The sequence below is a fragment of the Brevibacterium sp. AGC70 genome, from assembly GCF_057334195.1.
Genome location: NZ_JBHFIH010000010.1, coordinates 64,803 through 88,796 on the forward strand (window position 1 = coordinate 64,803; position 23,994 = coordinate 88,796).

Annotated in this window: 19 protein-coding genes; 14 read left to right on the top strand and 5 right to left on the bottom strand. The window is 61.0% G+C overall.

Annotated features, from left to right (window positions below; all coding sequences use genetic code 11):
- Positions 1–325: 325 nt before the first annotated feature.
- From ACE03M_RS07820 to ACE03M_RS07845, 6 genes are all read left to right on the top strand, one after another.
- Positions 326–1,699 carry an MFS transporter gene (locus ACE03M_RS07820; protein WP_485933416.1) on the top strand — a complete coding sequence of 458 codons (1,374 nt, stop codon included), beginning with the start codon at positions 326–328 and terminating at the stop codon, positions 1,697–1,699.
- Positions 1,700–2,821, top strand: coding sequence for a CaiB/BaiF CoA transferase family protein (locus ACE03M_RS07825; protein ID WP_485933417.1), 1,122 nt, complete (start codon positions 1,700–1,702; stop codon positions 2,819–2,821).
- A gap of 97 nt (positions 2,822–2,918) precedes the next feature.
- Positions 2,919–4,103 carry an acyl-CoA dehydrogenase family protein gene (locus ACE03M_RS07830; protein ID WP_485933418.1) on the top strand — a complete coding sequence of 395 codons (1,185 nt, stop codon included), beginning with the start codon at positions 2,919–2,921 and terminating at the stop codon, positions 4,101–4,103.
- A 9-nt stretch (positions 4,104–4,112) separates the two neighbouring features.
- The gene (locus tag ACE03M_RS07835; protein ID WP_485933420.1) at positions 4,113–5,090 is read left to right on the top strand and encodes a LysR family transcriptional regulator; all 978 of its coding nucleotides are present in this window, start codon (positions 4,113–4,115) and stop codon (positions 5,088–5,090) included.
- Between the two features lie 78 nt (positions 5,091–5,168).
- On the top strand, positions 5,169–6,842 hold the full coding sequence (locus ACE03M_RS07840) for an ATP-binding protein (RefSeq protein WP_485933422.1): 1,674 nt from the start codon (positions 5,169–5,171) through the stop codon (positions 6,840–6,842).
- Positions 6,829–7,539 carry a response regulator gene (locus ACE03M_RS07845; protein WP_485933423.1) on the top strand — a complete coding sequence of 237 codons (711 nt, stop codon included), beginning with the start codon at positions 6,829–6,831 and terminating at the stop codon, positions 7,537–7,539. Before ACE03M_RS07840 ends, ACE03M_RS07845 begins: the two co-directional genes overlap by 14 nt.
- 47 nt (positions 7,540–7,586) lie before the next feature.
- On the opposite strand, the gene ACE03M_RS07850 is transcribed toward ACE03M_RS07845, so the two are convergent.
- Positions 7,587–8,372 carry an IclR family transcriptional regulator domain-containing protein gene (locus ACE03M_RS07850; RefSeq protein WP_143923654.1) on the bottom strand — a complete coding sequence of 262 codons (786 nt, stop codon included), beginning with the start codon at positions 8,370–8,372 and terminating at the stop codon, positions 7,587–7,589.
- A 172-nt stretch (positions 8,373–8,544) separates the two neighbouring features.
- Here ACE03M_RS07850 and shiA point away from each other — a divergent pair, with 172 nt between their 5' ends.
- Genes shiA through ACE03M_RS07865 form a run of 3 tightly spaced genes read left to right on the top strand, consistent with a single transcriptional unit; the run spans position 8,545 to position 11,733 of the window.
- Positions 8,545–9,888 (top strand): shikimate transporter, encoded by a 1,344-nt coding sequence (shiA, locus tag ACE03M_RS07855; protein WP_485933516.1) that lies wholly within the window; start codon positions 8,545–8,547, stop codon positions 9,886–9,888.
- Positions 9,869–10,762, top strand: a complete 894-nt coding sequence (locus ACE03M_RS07860; protein WP_485933424.1) for an isocitrate lyase/PEP mutase family protein — start codon at positions 9,869–9,871, stop codon at positions 10,760–10,762. The genes shiA and ACE03M_RS07860 overlap by 20 nt, the downstream gene beginning before the upstream one ends.
- Entirely contained in the window at positions 10,759–11,733 is a 975-nt protein-coding gene (locus ACE03M_RS07865; RefSeq protein ID WP_485933425.1) for a C-terminal binding protein, read from the top strand. The genes ACE03M_RS07860 and ACE03M_RS07865 overlap by 4 nt, the downstream gene beginning before the upstream one ends.
- 244 nt (positions 11,734–11,977) lie before the next feature.
- Here ACE03M_RS07865 and ACE03M_RS07870 read toward each other — a convergent pair whose 3' ends face one another.
- Entirely contained in the window at positions 11,978–13,786 is a 1,809-nt protein-coding gene (locus tag ACE03M_RS07870) for a sigma-70 family RNA polymerase sigma factor (RefSeq protein WP_485933426.1), read from the bottom strand.
- Between the two features lie 581 nt (positions 13,787–14,367).
- Between ACE03M_RS07870 and ACE03M_RS07875 the strand changes: the two genes are divergently transcribed.
- Positions 14,368–16,377 (top strand): SpaA isopeptide-forming pilin-related protein, encoded by a 2,010-nt coding sequence (locus tag ACE03M_RS07875; RefSeq protein ID WP_485933517.1) that lies wholly within the window; start codon positions 14,368–14,370, stop codon positions 16,375–16,377.
- A gap of 158 nt (positions 16,378–16,535) precedes the next feature.
- Here ACE03M_RS07875 and ACE03M_RS07880 read toward each other — a convergent pair whose 3' ends face one another.
- Positions 16,536–18,071 carry an AMP-binding protein gene (locus ACE03M_RS07880; RefSeq protein ID WP_485933427.1) on the bottom strand — a complete coding sequence of 512 codons (1,536 nt, stop codon included), beginning with the start codon at positions 18,069–18,071 and terminating at the stop codon, positions 16,536–16,538.
- Positions 18,072–18,167: 96 nt separating this feature from the next.
- Here ACE03M_RS07880 and ACE03M_RS07885 point away from each other — a divergent pair, with 96 nt between their 5' ends.
- Positions 18,168–18,962, top strand: coding sequence for an SDR family oxidoreductase (locus tag ACE03M_RS07885; protein WP_485933428.1), 795 nt, complete (start codon positions 18,168–18,170; stop codon positions 18,960–18,962).
- A gap of 73 nt (positions 18,963–19,035) precedes the next feature.
- Here ACE03M_RS07885 and ACE03M_RS07890 read toward each other — a convergent pair whose 3' ends face one another.
- Positions 19,036–20,433, bottom strand: coding sequence for an MFS transporter (locus ACE03M_RS07890; RefSeq protein ID WP_143923649.1), 1,398 nt, complete (start codon positions 20,431–20,433; stop codon positions 19,036–19,038).
- A gap of 74 nt (positions 20,434–20,507) precedes the next feature.
- Positions 20,508–21,467: a phosphotriesterase family protein gene (locus ACE03M_RS07895; protein ID WP_485933429.1), complete on the bottom strand. Its 960-nt coding sequence runs from the start codon at positions 21,465–21,467 to the stop codon at positions 20,508–20,510.
- A gap of 144 nt (positions 21,468–21,611) precedes the next feature.
- On the opposite strand from ACE03M_RS07895, the gene ACE03M_RS07900 reads away from it, so the two are divergent.
- The 3 genes from ACE03M_RS07900 to ACE03M_RS07910 all read left to right on the top strand — a co-directional run bounded on the left by ACE03M_RS07900 (position 21,612) and on the right by ACE03M_RS07910 (position 23,994).
- A complete protein-coding gene (locus ACE03M_RS07900; RefSeq protein WP_114385142.1) occupies positions 21,612–22,091 on the top strand; it encodes a MaoC family dehydratase in 480 nt (159 codons plus the stop codon).
- A 41-nt stretch (positions 22,092–22,132) separates the two neighbouring features.
- Positions 22,133–22,909, top strand: coding sequence for a glucose 1-dehydrogenase (locus tag ACE03M_RS07905; protein ID WP_260848212.1), 777 nt, complete (start codon positions 22,133–22,135; stop codon positions 22,907–22,909).
- A gap of 83 nt (positions 22,910–22,992) precedes the next feature.
- Positions 22,993–23,994: an NADPH:quinone oxidoreductase family protein gene (locus ACE03M_RS07910; RefSeq protein WP_143923647.1), complete on the top strand. Its 1,002-nt coding sequence runs from the start codon at positions 22,993–22,995 to the stop codon at positions 23,992–23,994.

Here is a 23,994-nt window from a genome sequence, read left to right on the forward strand (position 1 = left end):
GTTGCACCCCCCCCCCCCCCTCTTCCGCATGCAGCTGGCGCTCATCGCCCTTGATTGCCCCGCAACGTCGGCTACGAGCAATGTGACGACGCGGACGAACGCTGCCGTCGCGACCACAGACCTACGGCGGCGTCGTGGCCCCGGCCAGGCGCGGCCGCGGGCATTCGTCAAGGAACGCACCCATGCTGCTGGCTCAAGTCTGCGCCGTAGTTTCCCGCTGATCACTGATATAGGTACGGCCTATAGCTTCTAGCAATGGTTTCGTCTTGTTCGCATTCATCGAAGTTGAGATTCTGAAACAACAATCGTCAACGGAGATGAGTCCATGCACAAAACACAGGTTTCAGACATTCCGACCGGCACAAAACCGTCGGTCGGCATCACCCCGACCCGGCGGGATTGGGTCATTGTCGCGCTGCTCCTGGTGTTCTTCACCCTGAACTTCGCAGACAAAGCCTCGATTGGTTTCAGCGCTACCCAGATCAAAACAGACCTGGGGATAGGTGACTCGGAGTACGGGCTTCTCAGCAGCGGCTTCTTCTGGCTCTTCGCAGCCGGTGCCGTCGGCATTGCCGCACTCTTCAAGTGGATCAACCTCTTGTGGGCAGCGCCCGTCCTGATGCTCGCTTGGGTTGCCACGATGATCCCATTGACCATGGAAACCAGCTTTTTGGTTCTGTTCCTCTCCCGGATGGTTTTGGGATTCTTCGAGGGGCCCGCTCACGCGTTGTGCCAAGGAATCGTCGCACTGAGATTCCCTGCAGAGAAGCGCGCACTGGCCGGTGCCATCGTCAACGCGGGATCATCATTGGGCCCATTGCTCAGCGCGCCGATTCTGACCTGGATCATCGTCAAATATCACTGGCACGCTGCGTTCATGGTCCTGATCGCGGTCGGACTCATCTGGGTCGGTATCTGGTGGTTCGTCAACCGGGGAAAAATGCAGATGTTCAATTCCAATCTGCCTGCCGGTGAACGCATCCGCCTCGAAGATACCAGCGGCCGAGCCGACCCTAATGGGGGCATCACGGTTCCGTTCTACTATTACTTCCGGTTGAGTTCGTTCTGGGGTCTGGGAATACTGAGCTTCGGCGGTTACATCATCACCTCCGCCAAGACCTCCTGGCTGCCTGTGTTCATGCACGAAGGTTTGGGGTACTCCCAGGAACTGACGGGCACACTGGTGACTCTGCCTTACGCCTTCGCCGTCGTTGTCCTCATCTCTTCGGGCGCACTGTCCGGGTGGCTGATCAAACGAGGCTTCTCCTCGAAGTTCGCCCGCAGCTACCTCACCGCATTCGCCCTGATCTTCGCTGGTGTCAGCTTCATCATCTTCAGCTCCATCGATTCGGTTCTCATCCAAAGTATCTTCGTCGTCGCCGCCTTCTCGATCAATAGCGTGGCCTTCTCGATTGCGTTCGCCGGTGCAGCGGACTTTCTGCCTGCCAAGCAGCGAGTTCCCTTCTTCGGGTGCATCATCGGCTTCTACAGCATCGCGGGGATCTCGGCTCCCTACGTGATCGGACTTCTGGTCGACAGTGCCTCGAGTGTTGAAGCCGGATACGGTCTGGCGTTCCGCGTCGTCGGGGTCGCCATCATCGTCTGTGCACTACTGGGCGGAAGTCTCCTAGATCCAGAGAAATCGCGTCGCAAGCTGTTGGCTGCGAGCGCTATATACGCAAGCCGCAAGGAGAACTGAATGAGTACGCAGCCACTGCAGGGTCTGACGATTCTCGACCTCGGACAGTATATTTCTGCTCCACTCGCAGGTCAGAACTTCGCAGACATGGGGGCCCAGGTCATTAAGATCGAACCACCACATGGTGAGCAGGCCCGTAACATCGGTCTCTTCGGAGACACGATGGTCGAAGCGTGCAACCGCGGGAAGACCAGTTGCGCGCTTGACCTCAGCACTGAAGAAGGTCGAGCGACCTTTTACGACATGGCCGCCACCGCCGATGTGGTCATCCACAACTTCCTGCCTCGAACCGCAGTGAAACTGGGAGTTGATTGGTCGACACTCTCGCAGCGTTTCCCTCAGCTCATCTGCGGAGTGGTCTCCGGTTTCGGGCGCTTGGGCCCACACGCCGGAAGCCCAGGTTTGGACATTATGGCCCAGGCCGAATTCGGGGTGTTGGGCCTGACCGGCGAAGCCGACGGAGAGCCTCAGCGAGTCGGCTTCGCCGTCGCCGACGTACTCGCATCCCACGCATTGACCAGCGGAGTGCTCGCCGCAGTCGTCGCTCGTGACCGTGACGGGCATGGCTCTTTGGTTGAGACCTCTCTGATGGAAGCCACCGTTCATGCCCAGGGCGCCCAATGGGCCGAGTACGCAATGACGGGGCAAGCACCGACTCGCAAAGGCAATGGCCAACCGCATGCTGCCCCCGCTGCCGAAGTCATCACCGTGAACGGGTCAAGCTTCGTCCTCTCCGCATACACGGATGCGAAATGGTCTGCTCTGTGTCGGGCCATCGGCCGAGAAGATCTCCTCGGCGATGACAGGTTTGCCACGAACAGATGCCGAGTAGAGAACCGACCGGCCCTACTCGAAGCAATCGCCGATGCTCTGAGCGGAATGAGCGCGGTCGCCGCGGTGGACATGCTCCGTGAGTCGGGGATCGTATGCGGACTGATCAGGACCCTGGACGAGATCCGCGAGGATCCGGATCTGCAAGCAGGCGGGATGCTGTCTGAGGTCGAATCATCGGCTGGAGAATGGCTGCTGCTACCGACCCTTCCCGTTGTCTTCAATGGCGAGCGTGGCAACTCGACCCAGGGCGCCCCGCCCGTCGGTGCAGGCATCCGCGTGACGAACTGACGCACTCCCACAACCACGCTCGCACCAATAGGCCTGCCTGCCAGGCCCTCAAACGCTGTTCCACAGCCCCTCCCGACCGTTTTAGAAAGAGTTAGAAATGATTGACCCAGCTATCAAAGAACTGAATTTCTCGGAGTATCTGGAACAAGTCGCCGCATTCACAAGCGAGGTGCTCATCCCGGGCGAGGCCGAAATGGTTCGGACCGGGGCCGTACCCGAACGGATCGTCGAGGACATGAGATCCTTGGGACTCTTCGGAATCTCCATCCCCCGAGAACTCGGTGGTCTGGCCTGGTCCATGGAAGAACAGGTCAAGCTGACCCTGGAATTCACCCGAGCATCGGCCGTGTACCGTTCGCGATTCTCCACCGTCATCGGCCTCTGCTCACAGGGGCTCAACGAATTCGGAACACAGGAACAACGGGAAAAGTGGCTGCCGGCGATGGCCGGGGGCGACACGGTCACCGCATTCGGATTGACCGAACCGGAGGCAGGCTCGGATGCCAAGGCGCTGGGCACTCACGCGCGGAAGACCGCTGACGGGTGGGTGCTCAACGGCGGTAAGCGATACATCACCAATGCCGCCTGGGCAGACCAGCTATTCATCTTCGCGAACACGGACGAGGCGGAGGACCCCAGCTGCTTCATCGTTGACCGGTTGAGCGAGGGAGTGACAACGCGGGCCGCCGACATGATGAACGGTCATGAAACCGGCCCAGTTGCGGAAATCGAACTCAATGAGGTCGCGGTACCTGCCGACGCGCTGGTCGGAGACGCCGAAGGAACCGGAATGAAGATGGCGCTGCGGGGAATCAATCACGCCCGAATGCACGTGGCAGCGACCGCTGTCGCGCAAGCCACACGGATGCTGGAAGAAACCGTTGCCCATGTCAGCCAACGCGCTCAGTTCGGGGCTCCGCTGGCAGACCTCGGCGTCGTGCAGAACACACTGGGCGAGTGTTTCGCGCAGCTCGAAGCCGGCCGAGCTCTGACCTTGGAAAGTGCCCGTACCTTCGACGAAGGCATCATCGCCCGGCATCGGATCTCGGCCGCAAAACTGTACTGTACAGAAATGGCCAGCCGAGTCGCCGACGAATGCGTTCAACTGCTCGGTGGTGAAGGAATCGTCGGCCCCCACCCTGTTCCACGAATGTGGCGAGACGTTCGAGGCCTGAGGATCTACGAAGGATCGTCGCCGATCCATCGCAGAAACCTCGGTCGAGCGATGATCAAACAGATGGCGAAGTACGAGACGCTGCCCGACTCCTACCGTGTGAAATAGAATTGGAGGATGGAACTCAGGCACCTTGAGTATTTCGTCGCTGTCGTCGATCACGGCGGAGTCAGCCGAGCTGCAGAGGCACTGCACGTCGCACAACCGACCATTTCTCAAGTGCTGAGGGTTCTCGAACGAGAACTCAAAGTCGATCTGTTCGTGAGGACTGGCCGGAGGCTGACTCCGTCTCCGGCCGGACTGGCATTGGTCTCCGATGCACGCAGGGCGCTGCGGGGTGTCTTAGCGGTGTCGGATCATGCCAGAGAGATCCAGGATGCAAAAACGGGGATCCTGACCATCACCACGATGCCAGAGCTCTCCAGTGACGCGCTCGTCTCGTGGGCATCGGCCTTCATGCGCAGCAATCCTGAACTCCAATACTCCATCTCAGAGGCTGATAGTGCTGCGGGCCTGGCGGCTGCGGTGGAAACCGGGCATTCGGAACTCGGGTTCACTTCATTGCCGATAGCCGAACACCCACAGTTATCTTCCTTGACGATTGGGACGCAGAGACTCCTGCTCGTAGCACCACCGAAGTCTGCTCATTCCTTGGCTGATGTCTCTGAGATGGACGTCGTCAGGATTTCAGAGCTCCCAGAGATTCCCATTGCGGTCTCCCACCTGGCAAACCGGGAGAACACCGCAGTGGCAAAAATGTTCGAAGAATGTGGAGCGAAATTCACCCCGCAGGCCATCTGCCCAAACCGTTCGACCCAGTTGGCATTCGTGCTCAGCGGAGACATGTTCACGTTCCTCCCGCTGCGCATGGCACTTACTGCATATCGGCAGGGCGCGACGATCTTCGACACGGATCCCCTCATCGAAAGCCCCTTCGGCTTCGTCTTCCGACGGTCCGGACTGAGCCAGGCCGCCCACCAGCTCATGGAATCGTGCCAACAGTCATTGAAAGGCTGGACCGATGCGACAGAGAACGGGTTCGCCAAGCACGGGTCATATGCGGCTGCGATCCGAGATCTGGCAACCCGAGGGTAGGCTCGCATAGATTGTGTCTGCAGCGCGGTCGCCTGACCCGCTGAAGAGAACAGGAGCGAAGAGCTTGATGGACGACTCATGAGGAGCATGAAGCTGATGCCGTTGGCGCGCAGGCTCTTCTTCATGCAGCTGGCGCTCATCGCCGTCGTCTGCGTCGCACTGTCCATCACCAGCTACGTCTCGACGCTGGGCTCTGCCCGGCAGGCGACCTCGGAGCGGGTGCTCTCCATCGCCGAGACTCTCGCCCATGACCCCTTCGTCATCTCCTCGGTGGAGGACGCCGATGCCTCGGCGAAGCTGCAGCCCTATGCGCTGACCGTCATCGACACCGCTGAGGTCGACTTCGTGACGATCATGGACCGCGACCGCACCCGCTACACCCACCCGGACCCCCAGCAGCTGGGCAAGGACTATATCGGCAGCATCGATCAGGCACTGTCCGGTGAGAGTCAGGTCGAGGAGTATGAGGGCACGCTGGGAGAGTCGGTGCGCGCGATCGTGCCCGTCACGGACTCATCTGGCGAGGTCACAGCCATGGTCGCGGTCGGGGTGACGCTGAAGACCCTGTCGGTGGCCCGGGCCGCCGCACTGCCGCAGATCATCATCGTCGGCCTCGCCGCGATCGGCCTCGGTGGACTGGGCTCCTGGATACTCAGCCGCTACCTGCGCCGAGTCACCCTCGGCTACGGGCCCGAGCAGCTCAAGTCCCTGTTCGCGTTCTACGACTCCGCGCTGCATTCGCTGCGCGAGGGCCTCATCCTCGTCGACGATGATGGGCAACTGGTCCTCTACAATGATGAGGCTGCTGAGCTGCTGGGTCTGCCCGAGCCCGACGAGCGCCCCCCCATTCCCCTCGCCGAGGTGGCCCTGCCTCAGTCCGTGTCATCGTTGTTGTCGTCGGGTCGGGATGCCGTCGATGAGATCCACCTGACCCGTGACCGGGTGCTCGTGGTCAACCAGAAGCAGGCGAGCCAGCCCGATCGTGGTGCGCTCGGTTCCAGTTCCAGTTCTGGGGGAACCGTGGCGACCCTGCGTGATCGCACGGACATTCAGGAACTCACTGGTGAGCTCGAGACGATGCGGACCCTGTCTGAGGCGCTGCGGGCCCAGACTCATGAACATTCGAACCGTCTGCATACCGTGGCGACGTTGATTGAACTGGGGCGTTCGCGGGAGGCCCTGGACTTCGCGGTTCGGGATCAGCAGGAGTCGCAGCGGCTGACCGATTCGTTCGTCGATTCCCTTGACGAACCATTTATTACGGCACTCATGATCGGCAAGGCCGCCCAGGCTCACGAGCGCGGCATCGAACTGACCGTCACCGCTGTCGGTGAGCTTCCGCCGAGCAGCCTGGACGCCCGCGACCTGGTCACCGTGGCCGGCAACCTCCTCGACAACGCCTTCGATGCTGCAGCGGATTCTGAAGAGCGACATGTGTGGGCGGACTTCGTTGCCGCCGACGGGGAACTCATCATCACGGTTGCGGACTCGGGGCCGGGGATCGACACGGAGGAGATCGACGCGATCTTCCATCTCGGCACCTCTGCGAAGGCCGCTCCGGCTGGATCCGGTGGGCGCGGGTTCGGATTGGTGCTGGTGCGCCAGGCTGTGACGAGACTCGGCGGTGATCTCGAGGTCGAATCCGACGGGGGAGCGATCTTCACGGTGACATTGCCGCTGACTGCCGATAGCCTCGGCGAGGGTGGCAAAGATGCCGGGAACGAACAGGGAGGAGGCGATGATGGCCGATGAACGCGACCTGCGTGTGCTCATCGTCGAAGACGACCCGATGACTGCCGAGGCTCACGCGGACTTCGTGCGCCGGGTGCCCGGATTCGTCGTCGCCGGTACCTGCCTGTCCGGTCACGATGCGCTTGAAAAGTTTGAGTCTTTCGGAGTGAGTGGGGAGCCGGTCGACATCGTGCTGCTGGATATGAATCTCACCGATTCGCACGGGCTCGACGTGGCCAAGCGCATGAACGCCAAGGGCTACGGTGCCGACATCATCGCGATCACTGCGGTGCGCCACCTGCAGGTAATCCGCTCGGCGATCTCGAGCGGGGTGACGCAGTATCTGATCAAGCCGTTCACCTTCACCATCTTCCGCGAGAAGCTGGAGAACCAGCGGGATTTCCGCCTCAACCTCGACGGTTCCGGCGCCGGTTCCTTGGCCACACAGGCCTCGGTGGACAACGCGCTCAGTGCCCTGCGCTCGGTCTCCTCGGGCCGCTTGCCCAAGGGGTTGATCGAGGAGACTCTGACAGCAATCTCGGCACAGGTGCGCGACGCTGATTCGCCGGTGTCCGCGACCGAGGTTGCGACGGCATTGGATCTTTCACGCGTGACGGTGCGCCGGTATCTGGAGCATCTGGTGAAGACGAAGCAGGCGGTCAAACAGCCACGACACGGGACGCCAGGCCGGCCCGAGTATGAGTACCGGTGGGTGTGAGAGCCTGTACTGCTCTGGTCCTCGAGCATCGAATGGCCGAGAGTCGCTCACTCGGAGTGTTTAGCCGGACCGCGCAGGCTTGAAGCGATCTTTTCGGCGCACTCGCGTAGAGGTGTGACAACGGTTGATTCCAATTGTGACCGATCAAATCGGGAGGTGGGGAAGACCGTGGACAAGGCGATCGAGGGCGAGTGAACCCTAGGGACGAGGACGGCGACGCCTCCCATTCCGATGTCGAGCTCATCAGCCGAGTTCGACCAGCCGCTGCTCTTTGCTGTCTGGATCTGCGACCGGAACTCTGCCTTGTTCGTGACGGTCCACGGCGTGTACTGCTGGAAGGGCGTGTTAACGAGATAGTGCTCCAGATCGTTGACGTTCAGGTCCGAGAGCAAGATTCTCCCTGCCGAGGTGACATGCGCCGGGGAGCGACCCCCTACAGGAACGTTGACATGCATCGGGCGTGGAGCGGTGGCGCGTGCGATGTAGCGAACGTCGAAATCGTCGAGAACCGCCAATAGAACTGATTCCCCGAGCTCGCGGCTGAGCGCCTGCAAGTGGGGCTCCGCCAATCCCACGAGTTCGAGGCTGGAGAGGTAGGAGAACCCCAGGTCAAGCACTCGTGGAGTCAGGGCAAAGCGTCGTCCCCGTTGCCTCATATATCCCAGGTCGACGAATGTGAGCAGGATGCGACGAACTGTAGCCTTACCCAGCCCAGTCGCTTCGGCAGCCTCAGTGAGGGTGCGATCAGGGTGATCGGCGTCGAAGGCGCGTAGGACGATGAGTCCGCGTTCAAGGGACTGCAGAAAATAGTCCGGTCGGGTGGGGTCGGGCATTGAAGGCTCCTTGAGACGTCGTCGGGAGACGATGGATCAGCAACGGAACGAACAGTTCATAGTCCGACGTTGACAACCCGGGCAAGTGTGAATATGATCCTGTGCGCTATACGAATAATAGTTCGCTCAGAGAAACTTGTCCAAGGTTCCCTCAAAGACGTAAGGAATCATGATGGCCACATCAGAATTCACTTCGGCAGCGCAGAAGTCGGCGCGCCGGGCAGCATTCGGCAGTTTTGCCGGAGCTGTCATAGATTGGTACGACTTCATCCTCTACGGTTTGGTCGCCGCACTGGTATTCAACACGGAGTTCTTTCCGGATATCAGTCCCGTAGCTGGAACACTTGCGGCATTCGCTACCTTCGGAGTCGGTTTTCTCTTCCGTCCTCTTGGCGGAATCGTGTTCGGCCACTTCGGCGACCGTATCGGCCGGAAGCGAATGCTGGTTCTCACCATGATCATCATGGGCTCAGCAACTACTCTTATCGGGTTTTTGCCCGGCTATGAGTCCATTGGCTGGGTGGCGCCGGCGCTGTTGGTGTCCCTTCGGATTATTCAGGGTTTTGCTGTCGGCGGCGAGTGGGGCGGAGCCGCACTGCTGGCGGTGGAGAACGCTCCTCGAACCAGGCGGGCCTTCTATAGCTCAGGAGTTCAGGTCGGCTATTCCGTCGGCCTGATCCTGGCTACCGGCTCGGTGCTCGCAGTGCGTCATTTCACTACTGATGAGCAGTTTGTCACCTGGGGGTGGAGGATCCCCTTCATCGCAAGCATCGTCCTCGTCGTCGTCGGACTCATCGTCCGTGCAAAGGTGGAAGACGACGCGGGGGTGGCCGCCCGGGTGGCAGCCGCTGAACGCGAGGCGGAGAAAACTCACAAGAGGCGAATCCCCTTGTTCGAGGCACTGCGGGCACACCCTGGAACCTTCTTGCGGATCTTCGCAATGCGCTTGGCCGAATTGATCTCGGGCTACATCGTCATCACTTTCGCTGTTTCCTATGGATCGACTTACGGCGGATTCAGCGAGGACTTCATGCTCAACATAGGTCTCATAGTCGGTTCTCTCGGTATCGTCACAATCCCGACCTTTGCCTATCTCTCCGATCGTTTCGGCAGGCGCAATGTCTATCTCATCGGTTCACTTGTCGGCGTTGCCGGTTCAGCGCCCTTCTTCCTTGCCATCGAGTCAGGGTCGACTATCGCTGTCATCATCGCGGCCGTTGTGCTTTTCAATATCGCCCACGACATGGTGGTCAGTGCTCAGCAACCGCTATTCACCGAAATGTTCGGAGCCGAGTTTCGCTATAGCGGTGCTGGGGTCGGCTATCAAGTCGCCAGTGCCGTCGCTGGCGGATTCACCCCGTTTATCGCGACGGCCCTCGTCGCCGCAACCGGCGGGTCCTGGTATTTGGTGGCGGTCTACTTGGGCCTTGGATGCCTGATCTCGTTTTTCGCGGCGTTGAAAATCCGCACCCCTACGCAGAAGGAAGTAGTAGCACATGAACCAACATCGGTTTGAGTTGAGTCCCGCCCGCCGGCTATGGGGTCACATCGAAGACGGTCACATCATTGCGGCACCCGGGGCATACGACTCGTTGAGCGCGCGGCTTGTCGAGCAGGCAGGCTTTGACGCTGTCTACCTGACCGGTCTGGGAGCGACTGCGAGTCGACTAGGTGCGCCCGATCTAGGGCTGCTCTCGCAGACAGAGATGACTGAGCACGCGAGAAATATGACTCGTGCCGTTTCGATTCCAGTCATCGCCGATGCTGATACCGGCTACGGAGGTCCTGCGAATATCGAACGTACCATCCAAGAGCACGTCCAGTCGGGTGCCGCAGCGATTCACCTCGAGGACCAAGCTCTGCCGAAGCGCTGCGGTCAGCTTGGTGGTATACGCCTCGTTGACGCGGAGACTCACGCCCGAAATCTGCGTTGTGCGATCGAGGCCCGGGGAAATGCCGATCTATTGATCATCGGTCGAACCGATGCAATCGGCCCATTGGGGACCGCCGAGGCGGTGAGACGCGCGTCGATATATCAAGAGGCCGGAGTGGACCTTGTGTTCGTCGACGGCATCACGAAGATCCGCGAGGTGGAAGAAGTGGCGGCGAAGGTCCCCGGACCAAAAGTGGTCTCCATCGTCGACGGTAACGAAACTACGGCTTTGACCAAACGCGACCTAGCGGATCTGGGATTCAGCGTGGTGTTCTACGCGGTCACTGCACTTTTCACCGCAACCCAAGCGGTTTCAGACGCCTTGGCTGCGTTGGCGGTCAACGGGTCACCGGGACACGGCCCCACAGCAGCGAGCTATCCGGAGTTCGCTCAAGTGGTCGGTTTGCCAGCGTTCGAGCGACTCGATCATGACTATGGAATAGAAGGCAGAAAATGAAAGGGACCGTCGTCGTCACAGACTATGAATTCGCAGATCTGGAGCTTGAGATGGGGATTCTCAATAGTGCAGGGTACGAAATGATCCCCGCCCAGGCCCGCACTGCCGCTGATCTCATTGAGGTGTGCGCGCCAGCCGATGGCGTCATCAATCAATATGCGCAGATCAGCAAAGAAGTGATCGCAGGACTGGACAGGGTCAAGGTGATCTCGCGCTACGGCATCGGCGTCAACACAATCGATGTGAACGCAGCAACGAAGGCTGGTATCGCCGTTGCGAATGTGCCTGACGGATCACTCAATGAAGTGTCGGAGCATGCGGCAGCCATGATTCTGTCTCTGGGTCGTGGATTAGGAGAGCTCGGCACCTCTGTGCGCTCGGGCGGGTGGGACTACACAGCCGCGGGCGATCTTTTTCGGATTTGCGGACGAACCCTGGGGCTGATCGGATTCGGCAATATTCCGCAGAAACTGGTTGGCAAGCTCTCTGGGTTCGGGCTCAATGTCATCGCTTATGATCCGTACGCTGATCCCGCAGTAGCGGCTGCCTGCGGAGTGCATCTTCTTTCTCTCGATGAGGTGCTCGCCGCAGCCCATTTCGTGTCTATCCATGTCCCGCTCATTCCGGCCACTGAACACCTCATTGGTGCTCGGGAGCTTGAAATGATGCGTTCAGATGCAGTACTGATCAACACTTCACGTGGTCCTGTGGTCGATGAGTCTGCTCTGGTGGCCGCTCTGCGTTCGAGGCAGATCATGGGTGCAGGGCTGGACGTATTCGAATCTGAACCGCTGTCGGCGCAGCACCCTCTCTGCTCGCTTCCTAACGTGGTACTCAGTCCTCACACTGCCTGGTACTCCAAGGACTCGGAAGTGGAGATTCGGCGCAAGGCCGTCGAGAACGCAATTGAGGTTCTCGATGGTCGCAATTGCTCCCGGCTAGTCAACAGGGTTGGTTCCGGGGCTCTGTGACGGACCTCAGCATTTGACCAAAGCTTGTGGCAGAAGATTTGCATCACCCGAGGCAAATGAACAAATAGTTCGCGGTGTGATCGGGTGGTCACCGCGAGGTTTTCAGGTTGCAGTTGACAAACGGGCGCGCAATTAGTGGCCCGAAGCGAGTCTTCCGAAGTGATCGAAGCGAAGGTAGAGGAGACATTGACGGGCACAGGTAGCCACGACATTCGGTGACGATGCGGAGGTACCTAGAGATGTGTCAGTGGCAGTAGTGCCACCGACCGAAGTCATGGCAGTGGATTCCTTCGTCCTCGTCGTTCGAGCCAGTTGTCGTGTCGTCAGAGCCAGGCTCTTTTTCACCCGGGTTCGGCTGCTCGCTGGGACTGGGCGACTCCTCCCCGGAACCGGATTCGTCCTCATTCGATTCCGGCTCGTCACCTGGGCTGGGTTCTCCGTCCGAATCGGGCTTCTCTGCGGGTGCCTCGCCGTCGTCACCGTTCGGGCGCCTGTCAGAGTCTGTTTCGCTGGTTGCCTTACTGTCCCTGGCATCGACCACTTCCTTGGAAGGTGGAGTCGGCTCTTCGGCATCGGCAGGGGATTCCTGCGGCTTGTCTGCAGCGCTGTCTGAATCCGAGCCCGGCTGTGGCAAGGGCGTCGCGCTCGGCTCCGGACGAGGTTCTTTCGAATCCGCTACCTGGTCATCGGCACCCGCGGATTGCGGTGGCTGCTCTGATTCAGCCGAAGGAACGCCAACCGGTTTCTCGACGCTAGACGGGTCATGAGGAGATGCTTTTGCTGAGGGCCTGTCAATCCGCGGACCATGATTCTTGCTTCGAGCGGCTGATGGCCGCGGTTGCGGAACCCCGTCGTCCCGACCAGATTCGGTTATCGGGGTGGAAGCGGTCGCTGGAACAGCGGAATCACCAGAAGCGGACGCTGGTTGCGGAGCAGAATCGTTCTGCATCGCGACGATGCCGGCCGAGGTTGCGATTATGGTCGCGGCGGCTGCGATGCAGGCGAGAGCGACCTTCATTGTGGCAGTGCCCCCGGCAAGACCACCCAGACTGGCACCGGTAGCGCTTGCGCCTACGCCAGCCGTGATGTCTGCCGGGGCTGCTGATGCCCAGGATCCGGTATTCGTCCCTGCCCCGGTTCCTTCGCCTGAGGGCGATCCGAGCACAAGGTTCCACATGCTTCCGTCTGCTGTCGGCACTGCACTGGTGGGGAAGTACTCGATTGTGATGAGCGCGGCCGCAATCACCGCAGGGGTCATCCAAGCCTGGAAAGTTGTATTGAGTCCTCGGAGCCTGACTGCCTGAGAGCCGCACTGTGCGCACCAGCTCAGGTGCTCTTCCAGGGATTCAATTCGTCTCTGGCCCAGCTGTCCGCGAACATAACGTGCGAGATCCGCCGCATAGTCACTGCACTCGGGGCGGCTCGGTTCGACATGCTCCTGCAGATAGGCCAGGCGCAGCCCCTCCCTGGCACGTCGGAGCAGCGAACTGAAAGAGTTTGACGATAACTCCATCGACTCCGCCGCAGCAGAGACCGGGACCCCGTCGATGTCGATCATCGTGATCGCAGACTGCCACGAGTCAGGCAGAGTTTTGAACGCTCGGCCCAGCTGATCGCGTTCAGCCACCTCGTCGGCGTAGTTGAGCAATTCCGGGCCTGCGAGAAAGCTCAGCACGTCGGGCTCAACAGCGGTGGTCGCACGAGTCGTGGCCTTACGTCTGTACGATTCGGAACGCACCGCGGCCATGAGATAGGGCTTGAACGAGTCATCGGGCCCGTTTCCATTTCCCCAGGCCTGCCAGATCTTGGCGAACGCCTCGGAGACGGAGTCCTCTGCTCGGCTGCGATCTCGGTTGAGCCGCAGAGCCACATGAAGCGCAGGCAACCTGTGCCGGGCGTAGAGCTCTCCGAAGGCCGCCCGACCGGCTGGCGAATTCGGAGAACTCTGCCGGATCTGCGCGCACAGTTCGGAGTCACTGCGCTGAGCGGTGTCGGACGAGTGCTCGAAAGAGGAGCCAAGGTCGTGGAGTGGGGAAGACCACGCCTCGCTCATGCGTGCCACTCGAGATTGGCAGGGTCAGGATACGTCTGTCGAACCAACATGTTGGAGACCTCGAAGAAATGGGGATAACAGTACGGGGTACATCAGGGGTGATGAGACTCTACAGGACTACTCCTGTGTCAAACAAGATTCTGTTCGACGCCGACCGATCCGAAAGGATTCGGCAGTGGGTTTCTGTTCCGAAGAAGAAAAACTTCTAACTCGCGAACGAAAGCAATTGCTCGTGGGTCTCAGTTAATGAAGAGGCAAAGAATCACCCGCCGCTTCAATGTCGAGACGGCGGCTGGGATGCGGCTCGCCTCGACAACCCCCTCTGAGTCTTGAACTCATTCCCAGTGAGGTCCTGCAGGTTTAGGTGCCTGCAGGACCCCACAACTGACTGGCCCGTGCTTTTCCACTGCCGGTGTCCGATCGTTTCGGTGGCGTTGTCCAGAGCGCTTCCGGTTTCGGAGACTGGGTGGTTCACATGAAGGAGTACCCCTTTGTTCTTACGACGTCACTTGCGAAAGCACGGTGCGACGATACTGGCGGCATCTGTTCTTGCCTCATCAGCGCTGTTCGGCTTTTCGACTGTGCCCGCCCAGGCTGCAGTCGAACCGTTGCCTAATCCCTCATTGCCTGAGAAATGTGGTCTGGACATCAGCGTCGTTCTCGACCTGTCGAACTCGTTGTCCGACTCCGATGTCAACGACTCGAAAGAGGCCGCGAAAGCTGTCTCAAGTGGCCTTTCAGGCACGCCAAGCAGAGTGTCCGTCAATACCTTTGCGACTTTCGGACCAGATGGCACCAACGAACCGATTGCCAGCAGCTCTGTTTCAACCTCCGAATCCGTCGATTCTCTGAATCAGCAGATAGGTGCGTTGCAACGCGTGCCGCAGGACTCGGGCGGAACGAACTGGGATCGTGGACTTGGCCAGCTCGACGGCAAGAGTCACGATCTGGTGCTTTTCGTGACGGATGGCAAACCCACAGCCTACGGAGAGCCTGGCTCCGAAAGGGGTAACAGCGATCGGGGTACGCGGACAGACCAGATCGATGTCGACAAGGCCGTGGAATCTTCGAACTCTCTGAAATCTCAGGGGTCCAAGGTCGTCGGGCTCGGTGTCGGGAGCGGAATCAACGAAGACAACATCAAGTTGATTTCAGGCCCTGCGGCGAACGACGACTACTATGTCATCTCCGACTATTCAGAATTGACCAAACAGCTCCGTGAGATCGCTGCCAAGAGCTGTCGCGGCTCTCTCAACGTCACCAAACTCATTGACCCAGGAGTTGGCGAACATGGCGCTGAGACGGCGACATACCGTGGCGAGGGCTGGACCATCTCCTCGCCGGATTCAGTCGATGGAGTTGAAAAACTGACCAACTCTGATGGCACCGTGAGCTTCAAACTGAAGACACCCGCCGACGGTGTTCAGGCAATCGAAGAGCAGCAGGACGGTTATCGGCTGCAACAACAATCGGGAGCGAATGCCGTCTGCACCGCAGATGGGCGAGAAGTCGGAACGAAGAACATCGACAACGGGTTCGAACTGACAGAAACGGTCGACACGGATGCAATCATCTCGTGTCAGCTCGTCAATGAGCAGATCCCGGGTTCTCTGAGTTGGAAGAAGACCGATGAGAGTGGGGATGTCCTGGCCGGAGCAGAGTTCACCCTCACCGGTCCAAACGGGCAAGACTTCGTCGTGGCCGACAACGGAGAACTCGATGTCAACGACGCCGACGGTCAGTTCGAAGTCACTGATCTCGCCTGGGGCGAGTACACGTTGCAGGAGACCCGGGCTCCTGACGGTTATGAAATCTCCGAAGAAACGCAGACGGTGGCAGTCAACGGTGACGATCTTGAACAGGTCTTCGCCGATGTCGTCAATGAGAAGTCAGAGACTGCTACGTCCGACTCCGATGCAAACTTGAACGCATCGGCTGATCCAGAGGCCGACGCAGGCGATGGTGCATCGGCGAATCCGGACGCTGACGCAAACACCGCAACTGACCCGGGCGCCGATGCCGCTGCCTCGTCCGATCCGGAGGCTGATGAGAACTCCTCCACCGACCCGGAAGCGGATGTCGATGCTTCTTCTGATCCAGGTGCGGAGGCGGATGCGAACATAGCTGCTGACCCGGAGGGCGGCGTCAATGCCACTTCCGACCACACAGGGGACAAAACAGGCTCGTCTGACCCGGGCGTGGAGGCGAACGCTGCGTCGAATTCTGATCCGGAAGCTGAGGCTGACGGCTCGTCTGACCCGGGCATCGATGCCAGTGCGACGACTGATCAAGGTGCGGAAAGCGACGCTGCGACTGGTGCGGACCCGTCGAGTAATGCCGAAACCGGTTCGGATTCGAATCACGACTCGACGAGTACTTCGGGTTCGAACGAGTCTGCAAATGTTGACGGTGCATCTGCAGAGGGCACTGCGTCAGGTGACGAGGACTCCGATGAAGGGAGTGACGGCGGCCACCTGCCGAGAACCGGCGCAGCCGGGACCATGGCATTCGGCGGCCTGGGGCTGCTGCTTGTCATCGGTGGCGTCGTCGCCATCATTGTTTCGAAACGGCGGAGCACTCGTCAGGCATGATTTAGATGATTCTGAGTCGTACCCCGAGGGCGTCGTCAAATTCTCCACTGGGAGATTCGGCGACGCCTTCGGGTATTCATCGATTCGGTGGGGAATCAGACGTGATGGACCCGGAAGCCGAGGCGGACAGGTAACGGATCATCGTCTCGTCCGATTGGTCACGAACTCTTCGTATACATCGCCACGATCTCGCGTTTAAGGATCTTCCCGCTCGGTCCCTTAGGCAGCTCCTCGACGAACTCGATGATCCGCGGAATCTTGTAGGCGGCCAGGTTCTCCCTGGCGAATCTCTCCACGTCTTCAGCGCCGAGGTGGGCGCCGGGGGATAGGGCGATGACAGCGGTGACCTGCTGCCCGTATTTCTCATCGGGGGTGCCGACTACGCTGGCCTGAGCGACTCCGGGGATCTCGTAGAGGACCTCTTCGACCTCACGCGGGTATACGTTGTAGCCGCCGTGGATGATGAGGTCCTTGATCCGGTCGACGATGAAGAGGTATCCGTCTTCATCCAGGTGACCCAGATCGCCGGTGCGGAACCACCCTTCGTCATCGAGCACCTCGGCGGTGGCCTCGGGCTTCTTCCAATACCCGAGCATGACTGCCGGGCCGCGGAGGGCAACTTCGCCGACCTCACCTGCAGGAAGCGGTAATCCTTCCAAGTCGATGACCTTGACTTCGAAGCCAGGAGTGGGCAGGCCGACGCTTCCGACCTTCCTCGTCCCGAACAGCGGATTGAACGTGCCCAGCCCCGCCGTTTCCGTGAGCCCGTATCCCTCTGCCACGGGTGCAGAGAATCGCGCTTCGACCTTGCGGAGCACCTCTCCGGCGATCGCTGCACCGCCGGAACTCACGAGCCGCAGGTTCGGTGTCGCGGCCCCATCGGCGTTCGTGAGCACCGACATCCACATGGTGGGCACGCCGGAGATGATGGAGACCTCGTCCTTCGCCAATGCATCGACGAAGGCCTGCGGATCCCACCGTGGGAAAAGCGTGAGTGGGGCGCCGGCACTCAGCGCGGGCAGGGCCATGTCGGCGAGCCCGAAGACGTGGAACAGCGGCAGGCCGGTGGCCGACCGGTCATCAGGGGAGGTCTGAGTCATCTCCTTGACGATGTCCGTGGTGGCGATGAAGTTGCCCAGGGACAGCATGGCGCCCTTCGGTTTGCCGGTGGTGCCCGAGGTGTAGAGCAGGGCGGCCAGGTCATCCCAGTCGAAGTCGACACGATCGAACTCGGCGACGCTGTCCTCTCTCAGCCGAAGGCTCGGCCCCTCGTTGCCGACCAGCGGCAGGGTGTCGAAGTCGATGCCGCGACCGATTGCAGCGCTGCGTCCGGCCTCGGCCATGGCTGGGTGGGCCACAAGCCGACGTGCGTCCGAATCTTCGAGGATGTAGTCCAGCTCCCGGGCCGTCGAGAGCGGATTGACGGCGACGGTCGCAAGTCCGGCGGCGTGGGCGCCGAGGAATTCGATGAGGAACTCCGGGCACGACGGGGCGATGAGCACCGTCCGATCGCCCGGGAGAAGCCCGGAGGCACGGCAACGATCGCGTGCGGCTTCGATCTCGCCGAGGAAGCGCAGATGGGACAGCGAGACCCGGTCCGGGCCAGGGGGAGTGCGCACTGCAGTGGAGTCCGGGATCGTCTGTGCCCAGGGGATGAGCAGATCGATGATTGACGTGCGCAGGGTCGCGTCCATGAGACTCCTTTACTTGAAACTGAGTGCGGGTTCAACTATAGATGGATGTGGCCCTGCACACAATGAGGTGGGGCATTGTGGTGAAGGGGGAAGTCGATGGAGCTCAAAGGACGGAACGCGGTAGTCACCGGCGCGGCCGGAGGGATCGGTGCCGCGATCGCAGCGGCCCTGCATGAACGCGGGGCGCGAGTGCTCCTCGCTGACCTCGCCGAGGAGGTCGCCGACACCGCGGCAACGCTGGGGCAGCCGCATTGGACCGGGGATGTGTCCTCGGCAGAGGGTGTGACCGGGCTGCTCGCCGCCGCCGAAGGCGAACTGGGGCAGGTTGATCTCTACTTCGCCAATGCCGGGATCACCGGAGCCACCGGCCTCGGCGGCGAGGACGACTGGGACCGAGTCATCGACGTCAATCTGCGGGCCCACATCCGAGCCGCCGAACGACTCGTCCCCGAGTGGACTAGGCGTGGGGAAGGATATTTCATCGCCACCGCCTCGGCGGCGGGACTGCTCACTCAGATCGGACAGGCAGGATATTCGGTGACCAAGCACGCCGCGCTCGCCTTCGCCGAATGGCTGTCCGTGTCCTATGGCGACGAGGGTCTGCGCGTGTCAGTGCTGGCCCCCATGGGTGTGAACACGAAGATCCTGTGGGGTGAGGATCCCAAGGCGATCACCGGGGACGCGCTGACCGGGCAGCGAGCAGTCGCCGAGGCAGGAAACGTCCTCGAGCCGGCAGACGTCGCCACCACCGTCATGGCCGCCATCGAGGCCGAGACCTTCCTCATTCTGCCCCACCCCGAAGTCCTCGACATGTACCGCATGAAGGGCTCGGACTACGACAGATGGCTGCGCGGCATGCGCCGCTACCAGGCGAAGCTGCAGGGGCACTGATGAGCTGAACGCCACTGCGGAAATGATTGAGCGGCAGGGATCCGTCCCTGCCGCTCATTCTGCGTCTGAGACCTCAGCCTCCGATGCTGTTGGCGTGCAGGTGCTCGCCGGGAACGGCCGTCGGGGACTGCCTGACCACCTTGGGGTTGGTCTCTCTCAGGGCGATGGCACAGCCGATGGTGATGAACGCCGTGGCGCAGACGAAGAGCGCGATGCCCACAGTCGAACCATCCATCTTCGCGATCAGCCAAGTCATCACGATGGGCGTCGAGCCCGACACGATGATCGCATTGAGCTGATAAGCCAAGGACACCGAGGAGAAGCGGATCTGCGGTGCGAACAACTCCCCGAAATACGAGGCGACCGGAGCGTAGACGAGTGACTGGAATACGGCAGCCACGCTGACCGCGATCGTGAACATGGCCATGTTCGCTGCGTTGATGAGAGCGAAGTAGGGGAAGGCCCAGATGAGGATCCCGACTCCGCCGATGATGATGACCGGTCGACGTCCGATCCGATCGGCCAGCCTGCCGCCGAGCAGGGTCACTGGGATCGCGACGACGGTGGAGAGCATGGCGGCGATGAGCATGCTGTTGTAATCCATGCCCAGGTACGTCGTGCCATAGGACAGGGCACCGGCGATCGTGATGTAGAAGACGCAGTTCGTGGCCGACAGTGTGCCGGAGGCGAGCAGGATCGTCTTCCAGTTCGACTTCACTGCCTGCCACAGCGGTGCACGCACGACAGCGGGTTTGCTTGCCGAGACTTCCGAGACTTCGCGTTTGAGCGCTTCGAACTCGGGAGAGTCCTCGATCTTGAGCTGGATGTACATGACGACCGGCACAAGGAGTGCTGTGGCCCAGAACGGCACCCGCCATCCCCAGGAGATGAAGGCTTCATGGCTGATGGACGTGGAGACGATGACGAAGACGAGATTGCCCAACAGTGCTCCACAGGGGACTCCCACCTGCATGAAGGAACCCGAGAACGCTCGATGTTTGGGCCCGGCTGATTCGCTGAGCAGCAGCGCAAGGCCACCCCACTGCGCCCCACAGGCGATGCCTTGGAGGAACCGGCACGTCACGAGCAGGATCGGTGCTGTGAGGCCGATGGTCGCGGTTGCGGGCAGGCATCCGATGGCGAACGTGAAGATCGCCATTGCCAGCAATGAGATGACGACCATGGGTTTGCGGCCGAGCTTGTCCCCGTAGTTGCCGGCGAGCAGCCCGCCGACCGGTCGGGCGATGAAGCCGGTGGCAAAGGTTGAGAACGACAGGAGTACGCCGTTGATGCCCTCCGCGTCCGGAAAGAACACGTGCGGGAAGACGAGTGCGGCGGCGGTGCCGTAGAGGAAGAAGTCGTACCACTCGATCGATGAGCCGATGAGTCCGGCCGCGCGGAGTCGGCCGTGCTTTCCGGCGTGGACCTTTGAGTCTCTGCGGCTGAGGTTCGCGGTGGAGTTTGGGGGCATGTGGCGTCCTTTGTTCGTTGAAGGCTGCTCGGTGGGTGATGTGTGTCGTGGTGATGTCCGTCGTGGCAGCGATGTCACTCGAAATAGCGGCGCGGGTTCTTCACCAGCATCGTGTCGATGTCGTCCTCGCTCACGCCACGTTCGAGCAGAGTCGGAATGACCTCGTCGCTGATGTGACGGAAATGCCAGTTGGGCTGCGCTGTCTCCTTCTCCTCCTGCGTGAAGTAGTCGATATAGCACGACGCGTCATGGGCGAGAGTGATCTTCTCGGCATATCCGCGGCGGACGAGTTCGACGATTGTCTTCACGCGTTGCTCGGTCGGGAGATAGGCATCGATTCCGAAGCGATCCATTCCCAGGAAGGATCCGTTGTCCGCGATCGTCATCAGGTAGTCGATATCGGTCGAATCCCCGGAGTGCCCGATGACCACTTTGCTCAGATCCGCGCCCTCCTCCTTGAGGACTCTCTGTGCGACCAGGCCCGATTCGGTGCTCGGGTTCGTGTGGACCGTGATGGGCGCACCGGTCTGCGCGCTCGCCTGACCGACGGCGCGCATCGTGCGTTCGACTCCAGGAGTGAGGCCGGGCGTTTCGATGGCGCACTTGAGGAACGCCGCCTTGACTCCTGTGTCTGCGATGCCGGTCTCGATATCAGCGATGAAGAGACCGACGAGCGGCTCCGGTTCATCGATGAGCAGCCCCGGGCCGTGGTGATCGAATTTATGCGGCAGATCATTGAATGTGTAGAGTCCCGTGGCCACGACGATGTTGAGATCGATCTGCTCCGCCACTTTCTGAACCCGGGGGATGTAGCGTCCGAGTCCGACGACGGTTGGGTCGAAGATCGTGTCGATGCCTGCGGCCTTGAGATCGTTGAGCTTCGCCACGGCGTCGGCGATCTTCTCCTCCTCGTCCCACCCCATGTCGTAGTTCTGCCGCATCTCCTCGTTGACGATGAAGATGTGCTCGTGGACGAGGGTCCTGCCGAGGCTGCTGCTGTCGATGGGACCGGTGACAGTCTGCACTTGTGCCATAGGTGCTGCTCCTTCGCATACGTGGCTCGACCGTGCACCAGATGCCACTGCCACTTGAAGTGATGCGGCTCACACGGCTACTCTTACGTTATCGAATATGAACTCAATTTCAAGTGTGGCTTGGCACCCACAGAGAGGCAGACCATGACAACTCCCATTCGCCCCACCTCGATCGCCGACCTCGAGGCACTCGTCGGCCAAGAGCTCGGCCCGACCGGCTGGCATGTGCTGGTCCAAGACGACATCAACGCCTTTGCCGATCTGACGAATGATCATCAGTGGATCCACGTCGACGAGGAGCGCGCGGCGGCAGGACCGTTTGCCGGAACCATCGGCCACGGCCTGTTCACGCTCTCCCTTGGCCCGGCTTTCATGGAGGAGTTGATGGCCTTCGACGGTTTCGCTCACAGCCTCAACTACGGGTACGGGAAGGTCCGCTTCCCGAACCCCCGTCCAGTGGGCTCACGAGTTCGCATGCATGCCACCGTCACCGAGGTGGAGCGAAAGAAGACCGGGTCCGCCCAGATCACGACGACTCAGGTCTTCGAAGCCGAAGGCATCGACAAGCCCGTGTGCGTGGCCGAATCGATCGGTTTCTTCACCGAACACGGCGCCGAAGTCTGACGCCCGAGCCTCTCCACACGACTGAAGGAATCCGCATGAACATGTCAACACTATTCAGCCTCGACGGACGCAGCGCTCTCATCACCGGAGGTTCGCGCGGCATCGGCCGAATGATCGCAGAAGGATTCGTCCAACTCGGCGTGCGCGTCTACATCACCGCCCGCAAGGCCGAAGAATGCGACGCAGCGGCAGCTGAGATGTCTGAGAAGGGGACCTGCACCTCCATCCCCGGCGACATCTCCACCCCGGAGGGACTCGACGCCGTCGTCTCGCGACTGCGAGAGCATGAGTCGAGCCTGGACATCCTCGTCAACAATGCCGGGGCCGCCTGGGGTGCACCCTTCGACGAGTTCCCGGAACACGGCTGGGACAAGGTCATGGACCTCAACCTCAAGGCACTGTTCTTCCTCACCCAGAAACTCGCCCCCGAGCTGCGTGCAGCCGCCGCCGGTGGAGACCACCTCGCCAAGGTCATCAACATCGCCTCCATCGACGGTATCCGGACGAACCCGAACGAGACGTACAGCTACCACGCGAGCAAGGCCGGAGTCATCCACCTGACCAAGCGACTCGCGGCTCAACTCGCCCCGGACGGAGTGATCGTCAACGCAATCGCTCCCGGAGCCTTCCCCTCACGAATGAACAAGGATGCCCGCGATAACGGCGACGAGGTGCAGCAGCGCATCCCCGCCGGGCGCATCGGCGGTCCCGAGGACATGGCAGGAGCCGCGACCTTCCTCGCCTCGCGCGCCGGTGACTACGTGGTCGGCGAAACGATCGTCGTCGACGGCGGCGTCGTCGCATCAACAGGGATCTGAGGCGGCGAGAACCCGCCGCTGGCACTCTCCGCCCCGCAGACATTCCGCCCCTCAGACACAGAGAAACAGGAAGAGCAGACACCATGAAGGCAGTACAGCTCAACGCAACAGACGGACCGGGCTCACTCGCGCTCGCCGACGTCGACACCCCCTCGGCAGGACAGGGCACAGTCCTCATCGACGTCGCCTACGCGGGAGTGACATTCCCCGAACTGCTGCAATCGCGCGGGCAGTATCAGATGAAGCCGCCTCTGCCCTACACCATGGGTTCGGAGGTCGCTGGAACCGTGCGTGACGTGGGAGAAGGGGTCACCGGCTTCGCCGTCGGAGACCGGGTCGTCGGCGTCGCGGGCACCGGAGCGTACGCAGAGGTCATGGCCGTTCCCGCCTCAAGCGTCCTGCCGCTGCCGGAGACCGTCTCGCTGCAAGCCGGAGCAGGAATGCCGATGAACCTCCTCACGGCAGACTTCGCACTTCGTGTGCGAGGGCGGCTCGAAGCAGGACAGAGCGTCCTCATCCACGGTGCTGCCGGCGGCCTCGGCAGTGCACTGGTGCAGGTCGCACTGGCCTACGGGGCGGAAGTCATCGCCGTCGTCTCCACTCAGGAGAAGGCGGAGACGGTGACTCAGCTCGGCGCCCAGCATGTCGTCCTCGCCGACGGGTTCAAGGACTCCGTCAAGGAGATCTTCCCGCGCGGAGTCGACCTCGTCGCCGACCCCGTCGGCGGAGATCGCTTCACCGATTCCCTGCGCTGTCTCTCACCGTTCGGCACCCTCCTGGTCCTCGGCTTCACGGCTGGTTCCATCCCGGAGGTCAAGGTCAACCGCTTGCTGCTCAACAACGTCTCCGTCGCCGGAGTCGGCTGGGGTGCTGCTGTGGCCGTGCGCCCGGGGATGGTGGCCGAGCAATGGGAATCGCTCTGGCCTCATCTGTCCGCCGGTGATCTCAACCCGGCCGTCCACACTGTCCTGCCGTTGGAGAAGGCAGGCGAAGCACTCGAGATCATAGACTCCCGCTCCGTGCGGGGCAAGGTGCTCCTCGAGGTCAACGGTGAGGGCGATGACGGCGCCGTTGCCGCGCAATGA

Excerpts from the sequence above, each read along its gene's own strand:
- ACE03M_RS07850 (WP_143923654.1), bottom strand. The coding sequence starts at position 8,372 with ATGCCCGACCCCACCCGACCGGACTATTTTCTGCAGTCCCTTGAACGC.
- ACE03M_RS07895 (WP_485933429.1), bottom strand. The coding sequence starts at position 21,467 with ATGGCACAAGTGCAGACTGTCACCGGTCCCATCGACAGCAGCAGCCTC.
- ACE03M_RS07900 (WP_114385142.1), top strand. The coding sequence starts at position 21,612 with ATGACAACTCCCATTCGCCCCACCTCGATCGCCGACCTCGAGGCACTC.
- ACE03M_RS07835 (WP_485933420.1), top strand. The coding sequence starts at position 4,113 with ATGGAACTCAGGCACCTTGAGTATTTCGTCGCTGTCGTCGATCACGGC.
- ACE03M_RS07840 (WP_485933422.1), top strand. The coding sequence starts at position 5,169 with ATGAGGAGCATGAAGCTGATGCCGTTGGCGCGCAGGCTCTTCTTCATG.
- ACE03M_RS07880 (WP_485933427.1), bottom strand. The coding sequence starts at position 18,071 with ATGGACGCGACCCTGCGCACGTCAATCATCGATCTGCTCATCCCCTGG.
- ACE03M_RS07890 (WP_143923649.1), bottom strand. The coding sequence starts at position 20,433 with ATGCCCCCAAACTCCACCGCGAACCTCAGCCGCAGAGACTCAAAGGTC.
- ACE03M_RS07865 (WP_485933425.1), top strand. The coding sequence starts at position 10,759 with ATGAAAGGGACCGTCGTCGTCACAGACTATGAATTCGCAGATCTGGAG.
- ACE03M_RS07905 (WP_260848212.1), top strand. The coding sequence starts at position 22,133 with ATGTCAACACTATTCAGCCTCGACGGACGCAGCGCTCTCATCACCGGA.
- ACE03M_RS07825 (WP_485933417.1), top strand. The coding sequence starts at position 1,700 with ATGAGTACGCAGCCACTGCAGGGTCTGACGATTCTCGACCTCGGACAG.
- shiA (WP_485933516.1), top strand. The coding sequence starts at position 8,545 with ATGGCCACATCAGAATTCACTTCGGCAGCGCAGAAGTCGGCGCGCCGG.
- ACE03M_RS07860 (WP_485933424.1), top strand. The coding sequence starts at position 9,869 with ATGAACCAACATCGGTTTGAGTTGAGTCCCGCCCGCCGGCTATGGGGT.
- ACE03M_RS07845 (WP_485933423.1), top strand. The coding sequence starts at position 6,829 with ATGATGGCCGATGAACGCGACCTGCGTGTGCTCATCGTCGAAGACGAC.
- ACE03M_RS07885 (WP_485933428.1), top strand. The coding sequence starts at position 18,168 with ATGGAGCTCAAAGGACGGAACGCGGTAGTCACCGGCGCGGCCGGAGGG.
- ACE03M_RS07910 (WP_143923647.1), top strand. The coding sequence starts at position 22,993 with ATGAAGGCAGTACAGCTCAACGCAACAGACGGACCGGGCTCACTCGCG.
- ACE03M_RS07830 (WP_485933418.1), top strand. The coding sequence starts at position 2,919 with ATGATTGACCCAGCTATCAAAGAACTGAATTTCTCGGAGTATCTGGAA.
- ACE03M_RS07820 (WP_485933416.1), top strand. The coding sequence starts at position 326 with ATGCACAAAACACAGGTTTCAGACATTCCGACCGGCACAAAACCGTCG.
- ACE03M_RS07870 (WP_485933426.1), bottom strand. The coding sequence starts at position 13,786 with ATGAGCGAGGCGTGGTCTTCCCCACTCCACGACCTTGGCTCCTCTTTC.